Annotated in this window: 19 protein-coding genes; 10 read left to right on the top strand and 9 right to left on the bottom strand. The window is 37.5% G+C overall.

The genetic code is table 11. The features are described 5' to 3' along the window. Positions 1 to 98 precede the first annotated feature (98 nt). The 4 genes from BLT30_RS00555 (at position 99) to BLT30_RS00540 (ending at position 3,195) form a co-directional block, all read left to right on the top strand. Positions 99 to 677, top strand: a complete 579-nt coding sequence (locus BLT30_RS00555; RefSeq protein WP_027382763.1) for an LUD domain-containing protein — start codon at positions 99 to 101, stop codon at positions 675 to 677. Positions 678 to 686: 9 nt separating this feature from the next. Beyond that, entirely contained in the window at positions 687 to 1,562 is an 876-nt protein-coding gene (locus tag BLT30_RS00550; protein ID WP_089870503.1) for a phosphatidate cytidylyltransferase, read from the top strand. Positions 1,563 to 1,585: 23 nt separating this feature from the next. Next, positions 1,586 to 2,239: a phosphatidylserine decarboxylase family protein gene (locus BLT30_RS00545; RefSeq protein ID WP_089870502.1), complete on the top strand. Its 654-nt coding sequence runs from the start codon at positions 1,586 to 1,588 to the stop codon at positions 2,237 to 2,239. A 161-nt stretch (positions 2,240 to 2,400) separates the two neighbouring features. Further along, positions 2,401 to 3,195 (top strand): alpha/beta hydrolase, encoded by a 795-nt coding sequence (locus BLT30_RS00540; protein ID WP_089870500.1) that lies wholly within the window; start codon positions 2,401 to 2,403, stop codon positions 3,193 to 3,195. A 34-nt stretch (positions 3,196 to 3,229) separates the two neighbouring features. Here BLT30_RS00540 and BLT30_RS00535 read toward each other — a convergent pair whose 3' ends face one another. The 4 genes from BLT30_RS00535 to BLT30_RS00520 all read right to left on the bottom strand — a co-directional run bounded on the left by BLT30_RS00535 (position 3,230) and on the right by BLT30_RS00520 (position 9,410). Further along, positions 3,230 to 3,607 carry a DoxX family protein gene (locus BLT30_RS00535; RefSeq protein ID WP_089870498.1) on the bottom strand — a complete coding sequence of 126 codons (378 nt, stop codon included), beginning with the start codon at positions 3,605 to 3,607 and terminating at the stop codon, positions 3,230 to 3,232. A 42-nt stretch (positions 3,608 to 3,649) separates the two neighbouring features. Further along, positions 3,650 to 5,392: an agmatine deiminase family protein gene (locus BLT30_RS00530; protein ID WP_089870496.1), complete on the bottom strand. Its 1,743-nt coding sequence runs from the start codon at positions 5,390 to 5,392 to the stop codon at positions 3,650 to 3,652. Positions 5,393 to 5,503: 111 nt separating this feature from the next. Then, positions 5,504 to 7,906, bottom strand: a complete 2,403-nt coding sequence (lon, locus tag BLT30_RS00525) for an endopeptidase La (protein ID WP_089870493.1) — start codon at positions 7,904 to 7,906, stop codon at positions 5,504 to 5,506. Positions 7,907 to 8,189: 283 nt separating this feature from the next. Beyond that, the gene (locus BLT30_RS00520) at positions 8,190 to 9,410 is read right to left on the bottom strand and encodes an aminotransferase class V-fold PLP-dependent enzyme (RefSeq protein WP_089870491.1); all 1,221 of its coding nucleotides are present in this window, start codon (positions 9,408 to 9,410) and stop codon (positions 8,190 to 8,192) included. A 358-nt stretch (positions 9,411 to 9,768) separates the two neighbouring features. On the opposite strand from BLT30_RS00520, the gene BLT30_RS00515 reads away from it, so the two are divergent. Then, positions 9,769 to 10,365: a superoxide dismutase gene (locus BLT30_RS00515; RefSeq protein WP_089872814.1), complete on the top strand. Its 597-nt coding sequence runs from the start codon at positions 9,769 to 9,771 to the stop codon at positions 10,363 to 10,365. Positions 10,366 to 10,443: 78 nt separating this feature from the next. Here the strand turns inward: BLT30_RS00515 and BLT30_RS18425 are convergent, their stop codons facing one another. Next, complete coding sequence (locus BLT30_RS18425; RefSeq protein WP_089870489.1) at positions 10,444 to 12,642, bottom strand: T9SS type A sorting domain-containing protein; 2,199 nt, start codon at positions 12,640 to 12,642, stop codon at positions 10,444 to 10,446. Between the two features lie 223 nt (positions 12,643 to 12,865). Here BLT30_RS18425 and BLT30_RS00505 point away from each other — a divergent pair, with 223 nt between their 5' ends. Next, positions 12,866 to 14,605, top strand: a complete 1,740-nt coding sequence (locus tag BLT30_RS00505; protein WP_089870487.1) for a tetratricopeptide repeat protein — start codon at positions 12,866 to 12,868, stop codon at positions 14,603 to 14,605. Between the two features lie 11 nt (positions 14,606 to 14,616). Here the strand turns inward: BLT30_RS00505 and BLT30_RS00500 are convergent, their stop codons facing one another. Genes BLT30_RS00500 through mutL form a run of 4 tightly spaced genes read right to left on the bottom strand, consistent with a single transcriptional unit; the run spans position 14,617 to position 18,480 of the window. Next, entirely contained in the window at positions 14,617 to 14,967 is a 351-nt protein-coding gene (locus BLT30_RS00500; protein WP_089870485.1) for a hypothetical protein, read from the bottom strand. A gap of 18 nt (positions 14,968 to 14,985) precedes the next feature. Beyond that, positions 14,986 to 15,966, bottom strand: coding sequence for an endonuclease/exonuclease/phosphatase family protein (locus BLT30_RS00495; RefSeq protein ID WP_089870483.1), 981 nt, complete (start codon positions 15,964 to 15,966; stop codon positions 14,986 to 14,988). Then, positions 15,967 to 16,710, bottom strand: a complete 744-nt coding sequence (locus BLT30_RS00490; protein WP_089870481.1) for a rhomboid family intramembrane serine protease — start codon at positions 16,708 to 16,710, stop codon at positions 15,967 to 15,969. A 3-nt stretch (positions 16,711 to 16,713) separates the two neighbouring features. Continuing rightward, positions 16,714 to 18,480, bottom strand: a complete 1,767-nt coding sequence (gene mutL, locus BLT30_RS00485; RefSeq protein ID WP_089870479.1) for a DNA mismatch repair endonuclease MutL — start codon at positions 18,478 to 18,480, stop codon at positions 16,714 to 16,716. Positions 18,481 to 18,758: 278 nt separating this feature from the next. On the opposite strand from mutL, the gene BLT30_RS00480 reads away from it, so the two are divergent. The 4 genes from BLT30_RS00480 (at position 18,759) to BLT30_RS00465 (ending at position 22,698) form a co-directional block, all read left to right on the top strand. Continuing rightward, positions 18,759 to 19,850, top strand: coding sequence for an acyltransferase family protein (locus tag BLT30_RS00480; protein WP_089870477.1), 1,092 nt, complete (start codon positions 18,759 to 18,761; stop codon positions 19,848 to 19,850). 175 nt (positions 19,851 to 20,025) lie between these two features. Beyond that, positions 20,026 to 20,607, top strand: a complete 582-nt coding sequence (gene miaE / locus BLT30_RS00475) for a MiaE family protein (RefSeq protein WP_089870475.1) — start codon at positions 20,026 to 20,028, stop codon at positions 20,605 to 20,607. Continuing rightward, positions 20,608 to 21,222 carry a DUF502 domain-containing protein gene (locus tag BLT30_RS00470; RefSeq protein WP_089870473.1) on the top strand — a complete coding sequence of 205 codons (615 nt, stop codon included), beginning with the start codon at positions 20,608 to 20,610 and terminating at the stop codon, positions 21,220 to 21,222. A gap of 99 nt (positions 21,223 to 21,321) precedes the next feature. Next, complete coding sequence (locus tag BLT30_RS00465; RefSeq protein ID WP_089870471.1) at positions 21,322 to 22,698, top strand: tryptophanase TnaA; 1,377 nt, start codon at positions 21,322 to 21,324, stop codon at positions 22,696 to 22,698. The last annotated feature ends 20 nt before the right edge of the window (positions 22,699 to 22,718 follow it).

Here is a 22,718-nt window from a genome sequence, read left to right as displayed (position 1 = left end):
ATTAAATTAGGATTTTTTTTATAAAACAAAGTTTTGGTTTTTAGAGTATTATAATAATTCTTTACATTTGTAATAATTAATAAAAAATTGCAGAAAAATTGAGTCTGTTCAAAAAACTCGTTAACAAGATAATGAATCAGCCCGAAGAGGAGGAACCGGATGTGACAAAACTAGCCGACCAACTTCGTGATGCCGATTTGGACTATAAATTTGCGCAACTTTTTACGCATTCCGGAGGGTTCTTTAATTACTGCGCCGACGAATCCGAAGCTTTACAAACCCTGAATCAAATCATCAAAATAGAGCAAATTAGCAATGTGTTCTGTTGGGATCAGGACTTGAAGAATTTTTTGGATGTCACCAAAACACCATATTCCCCAGAATTGACAGAGGATAATGATGCCGCTTTCATCACTTGTGAATACCTGATCGCTTTTGATGGCAGGATCATGCTCTCACACAATAATATTTTACATTATCACTCTTCTAGATTGCCAAGCAAGATCATCATCATGGCAAACGTATCTCAGATCACACATAATTTGAACGAGGCAATGATGAAGGTGAAACGTGCAGGAAATCTTAAGAATCTAACTTCTATCAGCGGAAGCCAATCCAAATTGGACACTCCTAATAAGGATAATACCAAACTTTTCTTACTTTTGTTGGAAGATTAAACTTCAGTTTTGGATAAAAATTTAATTCAACGGACCATTTCGGGACTAATTTATGTTTTCGTAATAGCAATATGTACAACACCGTTTGGTGAATATTTGTTCGGAAATATTATTCCAGATTTAAAACAGCAATACCTTTTTTATGGATTGATAACATTCTTCCTTGTTGTAGGACTTTATGAGTGTATCAAGATCATGAAATTTGATAACAGCATCTACAAATGGCTGGTTTTTCCAATAGCAGCAATTATCTATTATCGATTCAGTAAGCGATTCTTTTATCACGGTTTTTTCTTCGATGTTAATTTCAGTGAGATATTGTCATTTGCATTGATCCCCATCGCAGTCATTACACTTTTCAAATATTCCAGAGAACTTTATTTCGAAAATGGCAAACTGATCTTCACGGTCATTTATCTGGCATTACCCTTTGGATTCGCTTTAGGCTTGCCAAAATTCAGTACACTTCATCCGGATAAACCATTTACATTAGAAGTATTTATGCTTTTTGTTTTGATCTGGGGCAGCGATACTTTCGCATATCTTACGGGTAAGTTCTTCGGGAAACATAAGATGGCACCAAAGATCTCTCCTAAAAAAACTTGGGAAGGATTTGCTGGTGGTGTTATTTTGACATTGATTTTAGGTTTTTTCGTAGAGAAATATTTTCCCGAACTAAGAGGAAACTGGATGATCGTCGGGTTACTTACTTCCATTTTTGCACCTTTGGGCGATTTGGTAGAAAGTCAGTTAAAGCGTAGTTTTGCAGTGAAGGACAGCGGGAATATCATTCCTGGCCACGGCGGAATTTTGGACAGATTGGATAGCTTTATCATTTGTGCGCCAGTTATTTACCTATATTTTATTTTAGAAAAACTATTTTAGAAAAACTATTTTAGAAACGACTTATGAAACTACATAAAGAATCGAAAGGAACACTGATCGTAGCAATCTTGTTCATTGCATTTATCGGAACCATATCCATTTATTATTTGCAATTATGGTCATTGATCATTCTAATTCCATTATTGGTAATGTTGGGATTGATCTTCTGGTTTTTCCGGGTTCCGACAAGGGCGATCCTTGACCATACAGAAAATGTGATCGCACCTGTTGACGGAAAAGTGGTAATGATAAAAGAAGTCTTCGAAGATGAGGTTTTAAAGGCGAATTGTATTCAGGTTTCTATTTTTATGTCTCCTTTGAACGTTCACATATGCCGTTATCCGGTAAGCGGAGAGGTAATCTATAAAAAATACCATCCGGGAAAATATCTGGTTGCCTGGCACGAGAAATCTTCTACCGAAAACGAGAGAACAACAGTTGCAGTAAACAGCTTGACCAATCATCAGGTGGTTTTCCGCCAGATTGCTGGCTATGTAGCAAGAAGAATTGTTTTCTATTGTAATATCGAGGATAATGCAAAAGCAGGCCACGAGTTTGGATTCATCAAGTTCGGATCAAGAATGGACGTTTTCTTGCCGCTTGATACGGAAATCCTTTGCAAAATCGGAGATAAGACAAAAGGCGGCTTGGATGTCATTGCCAGACTCAGAGATTAAAAATTCAAATTTTATAAATTATAAAGAGACTTATTATTAAGTCTCTTTTTGTTTATCCGGGAATTCTACAGTTCAGTCGGATTTTTCACCAGTTCGGTCGGATAATTTTCTTTTTGATGTTCATGCGCTCTACTTTTGAACCATCAAATAAATTTAAAACAATGAAAACATCAGTATTCTTCTCTCTATTCTTAATTTTATTATCATTTTTTTCTAAAGCTCAAATGGACGATAAATTCTATCAGCCAAAAAGAGAAATGAAACCTTTGGAATTCAAAAACATCGAAAATGTAAGTCTGCCTGTAGAAAATGACACCATCACAGCAGTCGTTCTGAAGCCGGAATCAAAATCCATCAAGAAAACAATTGTCTTTTTTCACGGCGCCGGCGGAAATATCTCTACCTACCAATACATCACAAAACCTTTGGTAGAAGATGGATTCCTGGTGGTAATGGTAGATGTGAGAGGTTACGGAAAATCAACAGGAAAACCAACACACCAGAATGTGGCGGAAGATGGTCAAAAAATGTTCAATTATCTATTGACAAGGAAAGACATCAACAATACTAAAATTTATCTTTATGGAGCATCTTTGGGTTCTCAAATCGCTACACATTTGGCTAAAGATAATCAAGTAAAAATTTCAGGATTGATTTTGGACGGCGGAATGTCATCTTTTACAGATATTGCCATTCATTTCAAACCAGAATATAAAGAATTCATAGAAAAATCTATTGTTTCTCCTTACTCTGCAAAAGAGGATGTAAAATCATTAGCAGGTCTTCCAAAATTATTCATTTACAGCAAAGATGACTCAACAGTTCCTTTTGAACAAGGACAAGTGATTTATAATAATGCGCCAGAACCAAAACAATTCCTGGAATATTCCGGAGAACATTTGCAGGCAATGGTTGTTGACCCGAACCAAATTGTAAAAGCGATTGAAAAATTGTAATAAAAAAAGGGAAGATCGATCTTCCCTTTCATTTTTAGCTTAACAAAGCTTTGTATTTTTCTCGATTGTCAATCAATACCCAAAGATTGATCAATAAAAGAATCACAGCGATGATTCTACCCTCGTTTGTTGGGAACAAAGTAAAGTTGTGAAGAACAATTCCAACCATGACCGGAAGAATAACAATAGCTCCCAGCGCTCTTGTTTTTGGAATGATGAATAAAAGACCTCCAATCAACTCAACAGCACCGATTAAAGGCATCAGCCAAACGATTTCACCAAAAGCAGCGAACAATTTCATTTGCTCAGGTTTCATTTCCGGCATTGGCATATAATGCAGGAACTTGTCCAATCCGGCATTGATAAACATCAATCCGAAAAGCAGACAAAGGATAAATTTAACGTATTTCATAATTGTGAAGTTTTTAAAAATTATTCTAAATTAATTGTTTTTCTAATTCAAATCTGATCTCTTGATCAATTTCTTTGTCACTTTTCCAAATTTTCCTTCCAAAGTTATCAAAAGAACGCCACTCCATTTTGGATTCAGGTCAAGGGAAATAGTTCCATCATTGTTATTTATTTTTTGTTCAGAAAGTTTTTGCCCAATGATGTTATGAATAGAAACATGGATATCTCCGGAGACATTTTTTAAATTGAATGAAACTTTATTATTGGCGGGATTTGGGAAAGGACCTTCGATATTTTTACTGTTCAAATCTTCTACAGAAAGCTGAGCGACATCAAATGTCCAATAACCATCCGGCGCAACAATCGGTCTCGTTATCGATTTTCCGGAATTCGCCTGAGCCCAGATGTAATATTCGATTTTCTTCGATGTTGAAGGAAGAGAGAGATTGGCCGTCCATTTACTTTCCACAGAATTGGTCATGCTAGTTTCCTGAAAACCGATGTCACCGGATTCTCTCCAAAAAACTTTCGCCTGGGCAATTCCTGAGTTATGTTTGATCTGAGCTTCCACTGGAACAGTTGAACTATTGACATTTTTAATTTTAGAATGAGTGATCCAAAGCGGGTCAGCCACACCAATCGTATGTGTAATACAATGAATGGCACCACTTAAACTTATCAAATCCTCTCCGGAATTATCAACATCTATTCCCACAACTTTGTAACCAGGCATCAATTGTCTATAGATGGCAAGCGCAGGTTCATCCACTTCCGGGCGATACGTTGGAACCAAAATAGTTTTGTTGATGATTACCGCATTGGTGTAAGTTCTGTATGCACCTCCCGTATTTGGATAAGCTCCTGTTGTACTTGCCGGAACCGGGATCCATTTGATGTCATAATCATTTCCAAAAGGTGTTTTGAATGTATTTTTGATATAATCGATATTCTGTTTGATTTGAGGTCCATCTGCAACGCCTTCCGGATATTGGCTGACAAGAATTGTTTCTTCATCCAACAATTTCATATGCATATCAATGTGGTGAATTTCGTCGTAAGGCAAAACAGTCATCTTGCGATAAGAGGAGACTCCCATATAATCTTTGAGAATTTTATCGACCTGTTCTTCGGTTTTTGCACTTACGCCGTAAGAATTTCCGGTTTTATTTTCATCAAGAATCAATTTCGATGCAAAAGCATTTCCCATTCCGTCTGACATAAAATTTCCGCCAGTGTTTACTAAATCATTCGGAGAAGTATCGGTCACATAAAGCGGAACGCCGACATACGCTGCGTGACTTGTCGGCAAAGTATTATCCAAAGGACGCGGACGATTATAAATCCAATCAACTAATGCACGTTCTCCAACATCATTAGAATAAACTGTATTCGCAGCATAATCCCGAATCCAGATACTGTTTGTATTGGCATTCAGAAATTGGACATTTGTTAAGTCAACGCCATTATTGGTCAAATAAGTACGAACTGTATTTTCGGAAGTTGTGGCAATCAGAACTTTACATTCTTTCACGGCAGCCTGCACAATCTGCCTTTGAATATTTTGGTATTGAGTGGTCCATCTAATAACCAGATATTCAACTTCTTCCCATTGAGCCGATGTTCTTACAGGAGAAGTCGGAGCAGGTGTTCTTTTGGTTTCTGTAAACTTATAATTTGGAAGAAGAAGCTTTTCCTCTTGCGTCAAACCTTTTGGAAGAACTTCCTGAGCATTAATGGAATTCAGAAAAAGCAAAGAAAATAAAAATCCAGAGTAAATTTTTTTCATATGAAACGATATAATTAACGAATTTATAAAATTTTTGAATTGAATTTGAAAATAAAAAAAATCCGCTCAGAAAATTCCGAACGGATCATATTTATAAAATTAAGTCCAAACTTACTTCAAAGCGATTTCAATTACTTCGCTCATATTACTGACATAGTTAACTTTTAGATTTTTCAGATAATCTTTTTTGATCTCTTCCACATCTTTTCTATTCGCTTCGCAAAGAATCACTTCCTTGATCCCAGCTCTTGTCGCAGCCAATAATTTCTCTTTGATTCCGCCAACTGGAAGTACTTTTCCTCTTAAAGTAATTTCACCGGTCATAGCCAAATGGGATTTCACTTTTTTATTTTTGTAGCTTGAGACCATTGATGTCAACATTGCGATACCTGCAGAAGGTCCGTCTTTAGGAGTTGCACCTTCGGGAACGTGAACGTGGATATTTTTCTTCTCGATATCTTCTTCCGAGATTCCCAATTCTTCGTAATGCGCTTTGATGAATTCCAATGCGATTGTCGCGGATTCCTTCATCACGTTTCCAAGATTTCCGGTCATTGTCAAACCTCCTTTTCCTTTGGAAAGAATACTTTCGATGAACAAAATATCACCCCCGACACTTGTCCAGGCTAATCCGGTTACAACACCTGGAACATCGGTAATTTCCGCCAAAGTTTTCGGCCTTGGAACTCCTAGGATCTCGTCCACTTTTTCAACAGAGATTTTCGGGTCAAAGTCGTTTTCCATTGCCAATTGTAACGCTACCCAACGCGCAACGCCAGCAATCCTTTTTTCCAATGTTCTTACTCCGCTTTCCGAAGTATGAGCATCGATAATATGTTTCAATTCAGGATTTCCCAGTTTCAGAGATTTTGCATCCAAACCATTTTCCTGAAGTTGTTTTTTGATCAGGTGTCTTTTAGCGATCTCGATCTTTTCTTCCAAAGTATAACCCGCAATGCTGATGATTTCCATTCTATCCAAAAGCGGACGTTGAACAGACGAAAGCGAGTTGGCTGTCGCAATAAACATCACTTTGGAAAGGTCATAACCCATTTCCAAGAAATTATCATAGAAATTACTATTTTGTTCAGGGTCAAGAACTTCCAGCAACGCTGAACTTGGGTCACCGTGAATACCTTGTCCGATTTTATCGATCTCATCCAAAACAATCACAGGATTGGATGTTCCGGATTTCTTAATGGATTGAAGAATCCTTCCCGCCATCGCACCGATATAGGTTTTTCTATGTCCACGGATTTCGCTTTCGTCGTGCAATCCGCCAAGAGAAACTCTGACATATTTTCTTCCCAAAGCATCTGCAATAGATTTCCCTAGTGAAGTTTTACCAACTCCCGGAGGACCAACCAGACAAAGAATTGGCGACTTCATATCATTCTTTAACTTCAGAACCGCGATGTGCTCCAAAATTCTTTTCTTGATATCTTCAAGCCCAAAATGTTCTTTATCCAAAAGCTTTTCGGCTTTCTTCAAATCAAAATGGTCTTTGGAATATTTTTCCCAAGGCAAATCTGTAAAGAAATCCAGATAATTTCTCTGAACATTATAATCCGGAGAATTTGGATGTTGGCGTTGAAGTCTTTGCAATTCCTTTTGGAAATGATTTTCAACTTCAGCGCTCCATTTTATTTTTTCAGCTTTTTTCTTGAATTCGTCAGCGTCAGATTCTGCACCGCCACCCAATTCATCCTGAATGGTTTTGATCTGTTGGTTCAGAAAATATTCACGCTGCTGTTTATCAAGGTCTTTGCTTGTTTTCTGATGGATTTGATTCTTTAATTCCAAATGACGGAAATCGTCGTGCATCAATTCATACAAAGTTTTTGCACGTCCGATCAAAGTCTTTTCTTCCAGCAGTCTTTGTTTTTTGTCCGAAGTATAATTACCATTGGCTGAAACAAAATTCAACAGATCTTCCTGTCCGTCAATATTTTTAAGTGCAAACTGCGCCGCATTCGGAATATTTGGGTCGATATTGATGATTTTTTCTGCCAAATCCTTGATGTTGTCCATCAATGCAGAAAATTCTTCTTTATCTTTTGGCTGAGAATCTTTTTGTTTTGTGATTTCAGCCACGAAATAAGGTTCTTGAGAAACCATTCTTTTGATTTTGAATCTCTGAACACCTCTCGTTATCGCGGTGATATTACCTTCCGGAAGTTTGATGATTTTGATGATCTTCGCCAAAGTTCCGATTGCGTAAAGGTCTTTCTCCGTTGGATTTTCCTCATTTGGGTTTTTCTGGCTGATGATTCCGATGAATTTATTTTCCCTTTGAGCTTCCTCCAGCAGTTTTTTGGATTTTTCTCTTCCGGCTGTAATAGGAATCACAACTTTCGGGAACATTACCATATTTCTTACGGGAAGAATCGGGAAAAGATTTTGAGATTCATCACTTTCCTTAGTATCGAAGTCAGAAAAATTAATTTCTTCAGCAATTATTCCAAGACCTTCGTCAAGAATCTCTTCAAAATTGATATTTTCAAATTCTGTCATAGTATATTGAATGACATAATGTCATTAATCTTAATTGATATTAAGATTGACTCTCTATATTTCTTAGAAAATCAATCTGGTTCTATGTTGAATTATAATTTCACAAGAGCTATGCCACGGAAAAAAACATTACAATTTGTCAGTTTAATAAAAAACTCTTTCAGAAATTATCCAAAAGAGTTTTAATTTTTAAAGTCTCGCTAATTTTGCAGATGAAGCAGATTTGGCTTGAAGTATATCTGCTGAATTAACTTAATCTGCGAGAAATATACCTTTTTATAAATTACACCAACATTCTCTGCGCTTTTTTCACGCCTTCAACTAAAGCATCGATTTCCCCCAAAGTGTTGTAAACCGCAAAACTTGCACGAACAGTACCGGCAATATTGAAGAAATCCATAATTGGTTGTGTACAATGGTGTCCGGTTCTCACAGCAATTCCCATTTTGTCGAGAATCATTCCTGTGTCAGAAGCGATTCCGACGCCATCCAAATTGAAAGAAACCACACCTGTTCTGTTGGCTTTTTCTCCATAGATTTTGATTCCGTCAAGTTCCAAAAGTTTTTTCTGAGCGTAATTTAGAAGGTCATTTTCGTGGTTTTGAAGATTGTCGTGACCGATATTTTCAATGAAATCAACTGCTGAACCAAGAGCAATATTTCCACCAACATTAGGCGTTCCAGCTTCGAATTTGAAAGGTAAGCCTGCGTAAGTGGTTTTCTCGAAACTGCAAACTGCAATCATTTCCCCACCGCCGTGGAATGGATGGAGGTTTTCCAGCACAGATTCTTTCCCGTAAAGAATTCCTGTTCCCATTGGTGCGTACATCTTGTGTCCTGAGAAAACAAAGAAATCGCAGTCCAGTTTCTGAACATCGATTTTGAAATGCGGTGCAGACTGAGCGCCATCTATCAAAACGTAAGCATTGGAAAGTCGTCTTGTTTTTTCAATGATTTCTTCAATGGGATTGATGATTCCCAAAGCGTTAGAAACCTGATTTACAGAAACAACTTTTGTTTTTTCGCCCAGCCAGGAATCCAAAACATCGATTTGGAGAATTCCGTTTTCGTCCATTGGGATGACCTTCAGTTTTGCGCCAGTTCTTTCGCAAAGCATCTGCCACGGGACGATGTTGGAATGATGTTCGAGATAGGAAATAATGATTTCGTCGTTTGGCTTGATTTGATTCGTCAAAGCATAAGCCACAAGGTTGATTCCTTCAGTCGTACCTTTGGTGAAAATCACTTCGTAGTCGTGTTTGGCGTTGATGAACTTTTGGATTTTCTGTCTGGAAAGTTCCATTTCTTCTGTTGCCAATTGGCTCAAGGTGTGGATTCCGCGATGTACATTTGCATTGATAGTTTCGTAATATTTTCCCCAAGTTTCTACGACTGAAATCGGTTTTTGAGAAGTTGCGGCGTTGTCCAGGTAAACTAGTGGTTTACCGTTAACCTGCTGATTCAGAATTGGAAACTGTGCCCTTATGTTGTTGATGTCGAACATTTTATAATAGATGTTAGAAGCTAGATTTTAGAAGTTAGAATGATTGCAAACTTTAAAATCAATAATTAAACGTTGAATTGTTGCAGCCCGACTTGAGCGGAAATCCTTTTTTGCTTGTACTCAAGTTCTATTGAACTGGAAAACCGTCTGCAAAAAAGATTGGGAGCGGAAGGCGGATAAAGCTGCCCAAATAATTAATCCTTTGTTTTAATTATTTAGAATGTGTCAAAGTTACGGCAAAATTTATTAAAAATTTCGATGTTAAATATTTATAAAATGAGTGCGATTCTTGTTTTTAGGAACAATTATTGAGTATTTTTGGGCAAATCATTTATTAACAACAAATAAATACGAAACTATGGCATTCGAATTACCAAAATTAGGTTATGCATATGATGCGTTGGAACCAACGATTGATGCAAGAACAATGGAAATCCACCACACCAAGCATCATCAGGCTTATGTGGATAATCTTAATAATGCAATTGCAGGAACGGAACTAGAAGGGAAATCTCTTGAAGATATCCAAAAGACAGGAACAGATAAACCAGCTGTAAGAAATAACGGTGGTGGGCATTTTAACCACACTCTTTTTTGGGAAATCCTGACTCCGGGCGGAAGCAAAGAGCCAGTTGGAAACGTAAAAGCTGAAATCGAGAAAATCGGTGGTTTTGCGAAATTCAAAGAAGATTTCTCTAACGCAGCTAAGACAAGATTCGGTTCCGGATGGGCCTGGTTGGTGAAAAATTCTGATGGTTCTGTGGTTATTTCTTCAACTCCGAACCAAGATAACCCGTTAATGCCAGTTGCTGACGTAAAAGGAACTCCAATTCTTGGATTGGATGTTTGGGAGCATGCTTACTACCTGAATTATCAAAACAGAAGACCGGATTATGTGTCTGCGTTTTTTGATGTGATCAACTGGGATAAAGTGGAAGAACTTTATAACAAATAAGATTTTTTAGAATCTAAAATATAGAAAAGCCATCAGGAATTCTGATGGCTTTTCTATTGAATTTGAATTGAATGCAGTTTATTTTTTTATGATTTTACTACTGGAAATCTCACCATTTTCAGTAACGATTTTCAAGATATAAACTCCGGCTGTTACAGGAGCTAAATCCATTTTGCTTTCGCTGGTTTTCAAGACTTTTTGTCCATTGCTGTTGTAAAGTTCCAGAGATGTAATTTTTTTGTTGCCCGAAACATAGATATAGTCTGCAGTCGGATTAGGATAAACAGTGATGTTTTTGTTTTTTATCTCGTTTGTACTAAGTTGTTTTAGTTTGAAAATCACCATAACCGTATGATTTTTCGTTACATTTGGAAAAGTATAATTGATTGGCTTTCCAATATTTTCATTATCTACTAAGACGGATTCTATCTCGTATCCATCGGCTGGAGAGAATTCAAAAGTCTTTGATGAGCCGTCATTTACAGCCACAATTCCAATTGGTGAAATAGTTCCCCAAGTTTTATTATTGATATCAGAAGAGATAATGCTTGTAAGATATTCACTTGATTGTAAATAAGGATATCCGTGAGTTTCACGAATTTTCCAAATGTTCTCAAAATCCCAATTCAATCCATTCCCATAGGTTAATTGTTTTTGGAATTCTTCAACAGATCTATTCTCTCCTGACCAATCATTCTCTGTTCCATCGGTGATGGTTTGGTCATTCACTAACATAGTATCGAGAGCATAACTATTAATGATTTCTGTCTCAAATTCTACATCACCAACCAATCTGTGGATTTTATTGAGATTTCCTGTCGATGACGACTTAATCCAAGGATTAAGAGCTGCAGAGTTTACAATCGGCTCCCATGTACTTCCTGCTAAACCGCCTACTAGAGAATATCCACCAGTAACTGTTCCATAAGCATAGCTGTTGGAGATACCATTACTGAGTCCTATTAGACCTCCAACGTACATTGCCGTATCGTCAGTCACTGCTACATTACCAGAGGCAAAGCAGTTTTCAATAAAAGAATTGCTGAAGCTAGAGCCAGCTAGTCCTCCTATGTCCACATATCCTCCTTCTGGAGTATTATCGGAAACAATTTGTGTCACATTTCCCGTCGCATAACTAAAGGAAACAGTACCTCCCATAACACCAACCAAACCTCCAAGTGATTGACTTCCGCTCACAAATCCGCTTGCATGGCTACCTGTAATCGTACCGTATGATTGTCCTACTAATCCACCACCGATCTTTTGATCTGCATAAACGATCCCCGTTGCATAGGAGCTAGCAACTGAATCCGAAGCACCAACTAATCCGCCAACCCACATCCTTCCTGTAATATTTCCGGTTGCGTAAGAATTACTGATAGGTGCATAAGAATCTCCTACCAGCCCACCAATAGTGCTAATTCCCGTCACATCGCCTGATGCGTTAGAATTATTAACAGATGCCTGGTTGACACCGATCAATCCACCCATAAAGTTTCCCACAAAAGCACCTCCCGTATTTGTAACGTTACTTGTGGAGCTGCAATTTGCAATACCTGCTGAAGTCTTACCTATTAATCCGCCTGAGTAGTCTCCGTCTACATTAACCTCTCCAGAAGAATGACAATTGGTAACAGGCGAAGCACTTTCTCCAATCAATCCGCCAATATAGCTTCCTGTAGCATTAATTATTACATCAGCTGAATTATTTTGAATCATCGTATTGTCTGCTGAGCTTCCTAAAAGCCCGCCTAAATAACTCAATGCGGTAATCGTTCCCGATGTTTTTACATTTGTGATGTTGCCCCCTTCGCTTTGTCCTGCAAGAATACCGACATAATTTCCGCCTGTGATACCTGTGGCTGAAAGTTGGATATTCAAATTATTGACGATGGCATCTTTTGTAACGCCGAAAAGTCCGAGATAATCTGTTTCGGTTCTTGAAATCCAAAGGTTTTTGATTGTAAAGCCATTACCTTGAAGGGATCCATAAAACGCACTTGTCTCCAAGTCATCTGAGCTTCCAATTGGTTCCCATCCTAAAACCGGATATTTCTCGGCAATTAAAGATGTCAGATCAATGTCATTCATCATTATGAAATGGATGTCGCTATTCGTTTGTCCTAGAAAATTTCTGACCTCATCCAGCTGGGCCGCATTGGAGATCTGGTAAGGCTCTTGTTCTGTTCCGTTTCCTGATCCTGAAAACTGAGCCTTTGTATGGATGAACATCAGCAAAAGTACAATCGTGGAAAAAATAGATTTAATTTTGTACATAAGATTTTTTTATTTAAAAAGTATTGAACAAAAATAGAAGAGAATCCAATTTTCAACAAACAAAGGAGGTATGCAAAGGGTGTGCATTGGTTTATTTTTTTAATTTTAAAGGTGTGCAAATATTTTTGTCAGTATTGATTTTTAGTTACTTATAAATTATATTTGTAAATACTTAGTTTGCTTACACTTCGATTAAGTGTTAATTTTTAAAATTTGATTCAATATGCCATTCCGTTTTTTCCTGACCATATTTTTCTTTTTGCAGTTCACTGATTGGTATTTTGCTTCTGATAACATTCAAAGGTTCAATATAATTGCAGAGGAGATCAATAAAAAGGCATTTATTCAAGATTCGGAAACCAAGAGTTTGCTAAAAGAATTAGAAGATATCACATCAAATAGCCCCAACCTTATTCCCAAATATCTATATTGGAGATCATTTGCAAATTATGCACAAGGTGTTTCGGATCCAAAAATCAATACGGTCATACGTTCTAAATTAAAATTTTTTGATGAGAAGAAATATCCACTTGAAAACGCATTATTGCTAAACTCTTTGGCCTATAATGACGTCATTACTGGAAATTATACAGACAGTTTTACCAATTCTTTAAAAGCTTTGGTTCGATATAAGGAGCTTAACAGTAATTTGTTTAAATCTCGGGTGGAACTTTTATTGGGTGTCATTTGTTTCAGAACAAGAAATTTTGATATCTCTGAAAGATTCTACAAACAGTCTCTTTCTCCCAAAAGCCCAGAGGCAGAGAATCTGAAGGCCCAGATCAATATGTATTGTGCTCAGGCTTTCACAAAGATTGGGCCTGAAAAAGCAGTCCTTGGAATGGTAAAAATGATACCAGCTGTCGATAAATTGAATAATCTCGGCGTTTCTGCCGTACTATACCTCAACATCGGAGGTCTTTATATGTTACAGAACAAACCCGATACCGCACATAAATATTATCAAAAAGCAATGACGATCGGTGAGCAAATAGAAAACAGGTCTTTTATGACTTCCTTGCTAATAAATGAAAGTGTCTATTCTTTGGGTGTCGGGAATTTTAAAGATGCAGAATCTTATATCGAAAAAGCAGAGAAACTATCCCAAGAGATCGGTAATGCAGAACAGCTTTCTTTAGCTTATAATGTCAAATATACAATTTATGAGAAGGAAGGCTCATCAGACAAAGCTTTCTTTTATCTTAAAAAATATAATGACCAAAAGGAAAAAATATTAAGTAATTCTAAAACAATTGATTCCTATCAGGCATATGTATCAGCATTCATGGCATCTGCGGAAAAAGAGTTAATGATTTCTAAACAGAAAACGATGTTGGAAAAAAGAAAATTAACAATTACGCTTATATCATCGGTTTTTATTATCCTGATGGGGATTTCTTTATCGGTCATTTTTTATCAAAAGAAAAAACAGCAGTCTATTATCAAAGAATCAGAAAAAGAAGCACTTCATAAACAGTTGATCTATGAGAAGTCTATCCAGCAGATCCAAGAGGAAAAACATAAAGAATTATTAGATGCCAAAGTAAGGGAGGTTACTTCCTATTCTCTTCTTTTATCTAATAAAAACAATGTGCTTCAGGAGATTTTACAAAAAGCTGGAAAATCTAATGGTGTTGACGGAAATGAAGATGAAGATTTTTCTGATAATATTATTGACATTGTAAGAAAAAACCTGAATACGGAAGTAGAAAGTCAAAAATTTATCCATCATTTCAATGAAGTCCATCCCGAATTCTTCAGCAAACTGAAATCTATTTGTAAAGATCTTACTGAAAATAATCTGAGGATGTGTGCCTATTTCAAAATGGGAATATCTATGAAGCAGGTTGCTGTAATTCTAAATGTTTCTACAGAAACGGTTAAAAATGCGCGTTATCGCTTAAAGAAAAAATTGATGCTGGCAAAAGATGATAGTCTGGACGATTTTGTAAGAAATATATAGAAATTATTGTATTAGTCTATTTTCGTCTCTTCTACAGATTTCTCTTCATTTTTTTTGTCTGTTTTGTTCTTATTACCTTCTTCCTTACTAGCTTTTTCTTTTTCAGCTTGCTCTTTATCGAGTTTTTCCTGCTTTGCCTTTGCAATTGCAGCGAGACTATCTTTTTCACGTTTTATTGCAACCGCATTGATCTTCGCCATCACACTTTCCGATGTTGCACCCGGACCAAAAGAATCGATGGCCGTTGTATCATAGGTAATTTGTGGGGCAGCATCCAATTGGTCTGAGGTATTAAGAACCGGAGCATTTTTAGAGCAAGACAATACTGATGCGAGAATTAGAAAAAAGAAGATCTGTTTCATATCAACAAATATCGAAAATTATTCGATATAAAATTCAGCAATAACTGGAAAATGGTCTGAAATCCGGACACTTCTATCAACTTTATAATTGATTGCCGTTATTGATTCTGAAGCAAAAACGTGATCAATCTTCAGAGGGAACTTGAAATCGTGGAAACTCGTCCCGCTTCCTCTCCCTACTTTTAAGAAAACATCTTGCAAGTCTTCGGACACTTTGTAATATTCATAAGAATTTGGAACGGCATTGAAATCGCCAGCAACAATTACAGGATAAGGCGAATCATTGATAAAATCCTTGATCTGATCGATCTGGGTCTGATGTTTTTTGAATGTCGGAATCAGCATATGAAGGACCTTTCTGGCTTTTTCTTCATTTTTGTCCATATCATTAGTGGGTTTCACCATTTTCTTATCCAGAAAAAAAGGTTCCATATAGACGTTCACAAAACGGATTATTTTATTATTGACCTTGATATCCGCGAACATGCATACCCCGTTATTGGCGTCTGTTTTTATTGGGCCGCTTTCGATAATTGGAAATTTGGACTGGATCTTAGTGATGGGTTTGCTGTTTTCAAAATATCCGAAACCATCCAAAGGCTTTTTGTTATCATACTCTTGGAAGAAAACAACGTCAGGCTTCTGTTGGTTGAGATAATCATAGATCTCATCGTCACCAAACTTTCCAAATTTTCCATTGAATGAAATCAATTTAAGATTGGGAACTTCTTTTTTCGTTGGTGTATAGTTGATCCAGCGTCTTGTCGGGATAATGAAAAATAATGACAGTATCAAAAAAACAACTGCTCTTTTTCTCCAGCTAAAAATCCAAAAGATCAATAATAAAACGTCGGCAATTATCAATAAAGGAAATCCCAGAGATAAAAGGTTCAGAAACCCAAAAACTCTTGGCGGGATGTAAGCGTTCATTATCGTTCCGAATAAAAGAACAATTACGGCAAGGTGTAAGGCTGTTAATATAGATCTTAAAATTCCCATCTATTGGATTCTATCTCTGTATTTTTTCCAGTTCCAGATATAAAGAAACCCGATCAGGGCACCACCAAGATGTGCAAAGTGGGCAATATTATCACCGCTGAATTGTCCAAATCCTAAAAATAATGAAATAACAATAATAACGGGCGTCAGATATTTTGCCTTGATAGGAAAAGGAATGAACATAAACATCAGTTTGGCATCAGGAAACAATGTTGAAAATGCAGCGATCACTCCGAAAATGGCGCCCGACGCTCCCACCATTGGCGTAGAAAGGATTAAAAATAATTTTTTCGCAGCATCTATGACCTCAGGATTGTTAGAATTAATAGGTCTTTCACCGGTATAATTAAAGCTGGCATATTTATAGATCTCATGAACATCAAAGTTGTTGTTTGACAAAAAGTTCGTCAATTGACTTACTTCGTAATAATTCCAAAGATTATATAATAAAAATCCGCCTAAACCTGAGGCAAAATACAGAATAATGAATTTTCTCTGTCCCAAAACCTGTTCTAAAACAGGTCCGAAACTATAGAGAGTCAACATGTTAAAAACAATATGCATAACACTTCCATGCATAAACATATGTGTAATGATCTGCCAGGACTGGAAGTTTGGAGACAATGGAAAATACCCTGCTAATAAAGAATCCAGATTGAGGTTCGGAAGTAGATAGGTTACAGCGAAAAAAATCACATTAAGAATGATGATATTTCTGGTAACTGGTGTGAGTTGAGCGAACATAGTTTAAAATTTATTTTTAAAATCATCGAAAGGAACTTCCAGCCAACATTTTTTTCCATTCACAGTATACTGTGGAAACCCAAGGTCGATGAAGTCCTTTACCAATTGCTCGACCTCGGTCTTATAAATGAAATCGAATTTTGATTTTGTTTTGAGTTTGATCCATTGGTATTCAAAATATTTATAGAAATCCTCCTCCGTCCTGTACTCCAGAACTTCGAATATCTTCTCCAGGAATTTGATGACCTGAGATTCTTTCAAAGCCTCCGGAACGGTTTCTATTCTAAGGACATTATCCTGAGCCAAAGTCATTTCGAAACCAAAATCCGGCAAGTATTTTTTTATGGATTTGTATTTGTTTTTCTCAATCTCATTCAAGTGATATTCTAAAGAGAACAACAGGCTTTGCCCCGCTTTTTTGGTTGGCAGATTTTCTTGATGAGAAGACATTAGCACGCGATGCATTCTTCCCAGATCCAGCATGTAGGTTTGTCCGTCTTTATTCAGAAGCCAATAACCATTGGGCAATCGGAAAAGGTCTTCGTCCAGGTCATCATCTTCAAAAAGATTGATCTTTGAGGGCGCGGCTTCAGTAGCTTGGTATAGTTCGGCAAGATTGATTCTTTCTTCTGCAGTTGTCTTCTCTACAGAAAACGGATTGAAATCCCTGTCAACATTAATTGCAGAAGGTATTGGTGAACTTATATTGCTTTTGCTTGGAGTTGGAGAGAAAAATGCTTCCATTTTCGGGTCTTTTTCAAAATCCAGACTCGGCGCAACATTATAGATTCCCAAAGAACGTTTGATCGTAGAGCGCATCAATGCAAATATCAGAGCTTCATCTTCAAATTTGACTTCCGTTTTCTGAGGATGGATATTGACATCGATCTTCTCCGGATCCAATTGCAAATAAAGAAAGAACGAAGGAATATAACCTGGTTGCAGTAATCCTTCAAAAGCCTCTTGAACCGCTTTGCTCAGATAAGCACTTTTGAAATATCTTCCGTTGACGAAGAAAAATTGTTCACCCCTTACTTTCTTAGCTCCTTCAGGTTTTGCCACATAACCATGCAGGTCTACCCAACCGAGGTCTTCCTTGATAGGAATCAAAAGCGGTTGCAGTTTTCTTCCGAAAACATCTACGATACGTTGCATTTGCCCACCTTTTCTCAGCTTGAAAATCGGCTCGTCGTTATGGAATAATTCAAATTCAATATTCTCGTGGGCCAATGCGACCCTCTGAAATTCATCTATGATGTGGCGAAACTCTACATTGTCATTCTTAAGGAATTTGCGTCTCGCAGGGACATTGTAAAAAAGATTTTTGACAGAAAAATTAGAACCTTCAACGGTTTGAACCGGTTCCTGAAACTGGAATTGCCCGCCTTCTATATAAATATTAGTTCCAACAGGTGTTTCTTTCTGCTTTGTTTTCAGTTCGACCTGAGCAACAGCAGCGATCGATGCCAAAGCTTCGCCACGGAAACCTTTGGTTGCAATTTTAAAAATATCTTCGGTCGAACGGATCTTGGATGTAGCGTGGCGTTCAAAAGCCAATCTTGCATCGGTCTCGGACATTCCGATTCCGTTATCCACAACTTGGATCAGGTTTTTCCCCGCATCGCGAACGATCAACTGGATCTTGTCCGCTCTTGCATCCACAGCATTTTCCAAAAGTTCCTTCACGATAGAAGCCGGTCTCTGCACGACTTCTCCTGCAGCGATCTGATTGGCAACGTGATCCGGTAAAAGTTGAATGATATCTGACATCTTTACAATTGAACTTTCAAAAATAAGGATAAGAATCGAGGGGCAAAAGTTAAATAATTGTAAAAAAGGTTTATCGCAAAGGCGCAAAAACTTAAACGATCTATAAAGCTTTCAAGTCGCAAAGTTAATATTGTCTAAAATGAAAATTGAGGGGTTTCATTTCTTTGCGACTTTTAAAAGTGTTGAATATAAAAATGATTTGTGCCTTTGCGATGATTTTCAATAATTAGTTGAGAAATTTATGATATTTTTGAATTTCAGATAATTAATCACAATCAATGAAAAGAGATCTCTACATAGATTTTGCCAAAGGCTTTGCCACGATTTCCATTATCTTTATCCACACAGCTTTCTGGAGCGGACAGTTTTATATGCCGGTTGAAGCCCGGGTTTTTTCTTTGGTTTTTGATGTTGCATTGTTTTATGCTTTGAGTGGGATCACTTCCGGAAACAATATCGAAAAAACGCTTTATCGCCTGTTGAAGTTGCAGATCACGTATATGGTCTTCGTGACGTTTCTGTTCTTTCTGGATTATTTTTTCAAGGTTTTCGGATTGACTTTTTTCTCTTTTGAATGGCTGAAAGATTTCTATTCCACATTCGGGAGCAAGTATGTTCCGACAAGCATTTCATCTGTACCGCAATGGGATATTCTTGGGAACTGGTATCTGCATCAGTATTCCAACTGTGATACATTTCCTGTTGTGATGGGAAGTTTCTGGTACTTGAAGGTCTATTATATCCTAACGGTTCTAGGTGTTTTGATTCTCAGATTTTTCCCCAAGCACATCAATTGGTTCATAGGAATTTGCATTGTACTGACATTGATATTCAATATATTTCCTCAATATTATCCAAGCGGACAGGTTGGTTATGTCGCTTTTTATATGGCTGTTTTCTTAGTGGCCAATAGAATGAAGGGTAAGAAGATCCCGACCAGAATAATTCCGGTTTTGTACGGATCAGTTGCGATCGCTTTGGCCTGGATGTTCTGGAATTACGGCGGTGATATCTTCTATAAGCTCAACAAACAGAAGTTTCCTCCCAAGGTCCCTTACATCATTTGGACATTGTTTTCATTGGTCACATTATTCGTTTTCTATAATAGATTGAAAATCGAGAAACCAAATTTCTTTACCAATGTTGGACAAAATGCTATCTTCTTTTATTTCGCACAGGGAATGAGTTCATCAATCGTTTATTTCCTCGTTGTTCCGCTGAAAGATTCTATGAGTTGGTGGTTATTGGTTTTGATCATATACCCGATCAATATTTTATTAGCAGTAATTATTTCCAAAGGCTTAAAAAAAGTAGATGATATCGGCTGGAAGGTTTTGGAATTTTTGAGAGAGAAAACTGCCACGAGATAGACCGTTTGCTTTTACATATTAAAACTATAGGCTTCCGGTGGACAAAAGACAAGCTTGTGGTTGCTCAACGACAAGCTTGCTTTTTTTATCGACTGGATCAGAAATTGAAAAACTATTCTCTAAAAGCCTTTTCCCTTGAGTTTTAATTTTTTATTTTTACACAAAATTCATCATAATGTTTCGTCTAAAACTTCCTACAGATCCACGTTGGGCCAATATTGCAGAAGATAATCTGGAAGAGATCCTTACCGATCACGCCTGGTGTGAGCAAAAAGCAGCAACCAACGCCATAGGTCTTATCACAATGGTTCCCGAACATACGGAGATGGTAACAGAACTTTTAGCCATTGCTCAGGAAGAATTGGATCATTTTGATCAAGTTCATGAGATCATTAAAAAGAGAGGAGGCGTTCTCGGACGAACACGTAAGGATGACTATGTGAACGATCTGGTGAAATTCATAGTGAAAGGTGGTGACCGAAAAGACCTTTTGGTGGACAAAATGCTTTTTGCTGCAATGATAGAGGCCAGAAGTTGTGAGCGTTTCAAGGTTTTGACAGAGAACATCAAGGATGAGGAACTGAAAAAATTCTATAACGACCTGATGGTTTCAGAAGCCAATCATTATACAACATTCATTGGATTTGCAAGACAAATTGGTGACCCGGAAAAGGTTAACAAACGCTGGGAAGAATGGCTGGAATATGAAGCCACAGTAATCCAATCCTACGGTAACAAAGAAACCATCCACGGCTAAATGAATAGAAGCCTCAACGATTACCTTCGACTTTTTCTAAGGTCTTTTCTCCAGGGATTGATCATTATTGGTCCATTCGCAATTACGGTTTGGATCATTTGGTACATCGTTTTCAGCATCGACAATTTGGTTCCGTCTGTTTCTGAGAAATTTCCGGGACTGACTTTTATAACGGTTATTTTTGGAACAACATTCATTGGTTTTTTTGGGAACAAGTTCATTATAGGAAGACTGATTGTTGATGGTGTGGATTATGTCCTGGAGCACATTCCGGGAATAAAGTTCATTTATACTTCTCTGAAAGATGTCCTGGGTTCTTTTGTTGGTGACAAGAAGAAATTCAACCATCCGGTTTGGGTTAAAACCAATGAGGATCCTGAAATATGGAGAATCGGATTTCTGACACAGACCGATATGTCTGCCGTTAATATGGACCAGATGATCGCTGTTTACCTACCTCATTCTTATGCTGTTTCCGGCTGGGTGATCATCACCAAATTCAATAATATAAAAGAAGTGACCGGAATGAGCTCCGCTGAAGCAATGAAATTTGCTGTGAGTGGCGGTGTTGCCGGATTCCATTCAGACGATAACGTTTTCAAAGCACCGGAATAGTTTTTAATTAATAATCAAAAATGAATAATGAATGTCTAATTTGATGTGCATTATTCAGTCTTTTCAAGATCTTAATTATTAATCTTAAAATTATTCATTATGAAACTTCCTTACGCAGAACCATTTAGAATCAAAATGGTTGAAGAAATATATCAATCTACTCAAGAACAACGCGAAGAATGGCTGAAAAATGCCGATTATAACTTATTCAACCTCAGAAGTTCCCACGTTTACATCGATTTGCTGACAGACAGTGGAACGGGTGCAATGAGCGATAAACAATGGGGGGCGCTGATGATTGGCGATGAGAGTTATGCAGGCTCAAGATCTTTTGAAGCTTTGCAAAGTACTGTTGAAAAGATCACAGGTTTTCCTTACTTGTTACCGACGCATCAAGGAAGAGCGGCAGAAAATGTTTTGTTTTCGGTAATGGTAAAAGAGGGTGATATCGTTCCGGGGAATTCTCATTTCGATACAACCAAGGGGCATATAGAAATCCGAAAAGCTCACGCCATTGATTGTACAATTGACGAAGCTTTTGACATCAATGATCTCCACCCATTCAAAGGAAACATTGACTTAGAAAAATTAGAAACGGTCTATAGATCTCACCCGAAAGGGCAAATCCCGTTTTGTTTGATCACGATCACCTGCAACTCTTCCGGTGGGCAGCCTGTGTCTTTGAAAAACATCAAGGCCGTAAAAGAATTGTCTGACAGATATGGGATCCCTATTCTGTTTGACTCGGCGAGGTTTGCCGAGAATGCTTACTTCATCAAAAAAAGAGAAAAGGGACAAGAGAATAAATCGATCAAGGAAATCTGTAAAGAATTATTCTCTTACGGAGATGGAATGACAATGAGTTCCAAGAAGGATGGTCTGGTAAACATCGGAGGATTCATTGCATTGAAGAATAGAGAAATCTTTGAAAAAGCTTCGAACTTCACAATCATCTATGAGGGCTTCATCACCTATGGCGGAATGGCAGGAAGAGATATGTCTGCGCTGGCAACTGGATTGGATGAGGCTACAGAATTTCCTTATCTGGAAAGCAGGATCTCTCAGGTTGAATATCTTGGCAATAAATTGATGGAGGCCGGAATCCCTGTTCAGAAACCAATCGGTGGTCATGCTGTTTTTATAGACGCACTTAACTTCTTACCAAACATCAAACGAGAAGAATTCCCTGCTCAGACATTAGCTATCGAGCTATATAAAGAAGCAGGGATCCGAGGAGTGGAGATTGGAACATTGCTTGCCGACAGAGATCCGGAAACGAGAGAAAATCGTTACCCCAAACTTGAATTATTAAGGCTGGCAATCCCAAGAAGAACCTACACGAATAACCATATGGATTATGTTGCGGCAGCAGTCGTCAATGTTTTTGAAAGACGTGAAGAAATCGCCAAAGGCTATAAGATAAAACGTGAACCGGAGATCTTAAGACACTTTACGGTTCAATTGGATAAAGCATAAACAGAAAAGAGAGCAAATTG

The sequence above is a fragment of the Epilithonimonas hungarica genome, from assembly GCF_900102265.1.
GTDB lineage: Bacteria > Bacteroidota > Bacteroidia > Flavobacteriales > Weeksellaceae > Epilithonimonas > Epilithonimonas hungarica.
The sequence above is the reverse complement of the archived record's forward strand: the minus strand, read 5'-3'. Positions and strand labels throughout refer to the sequence as shown.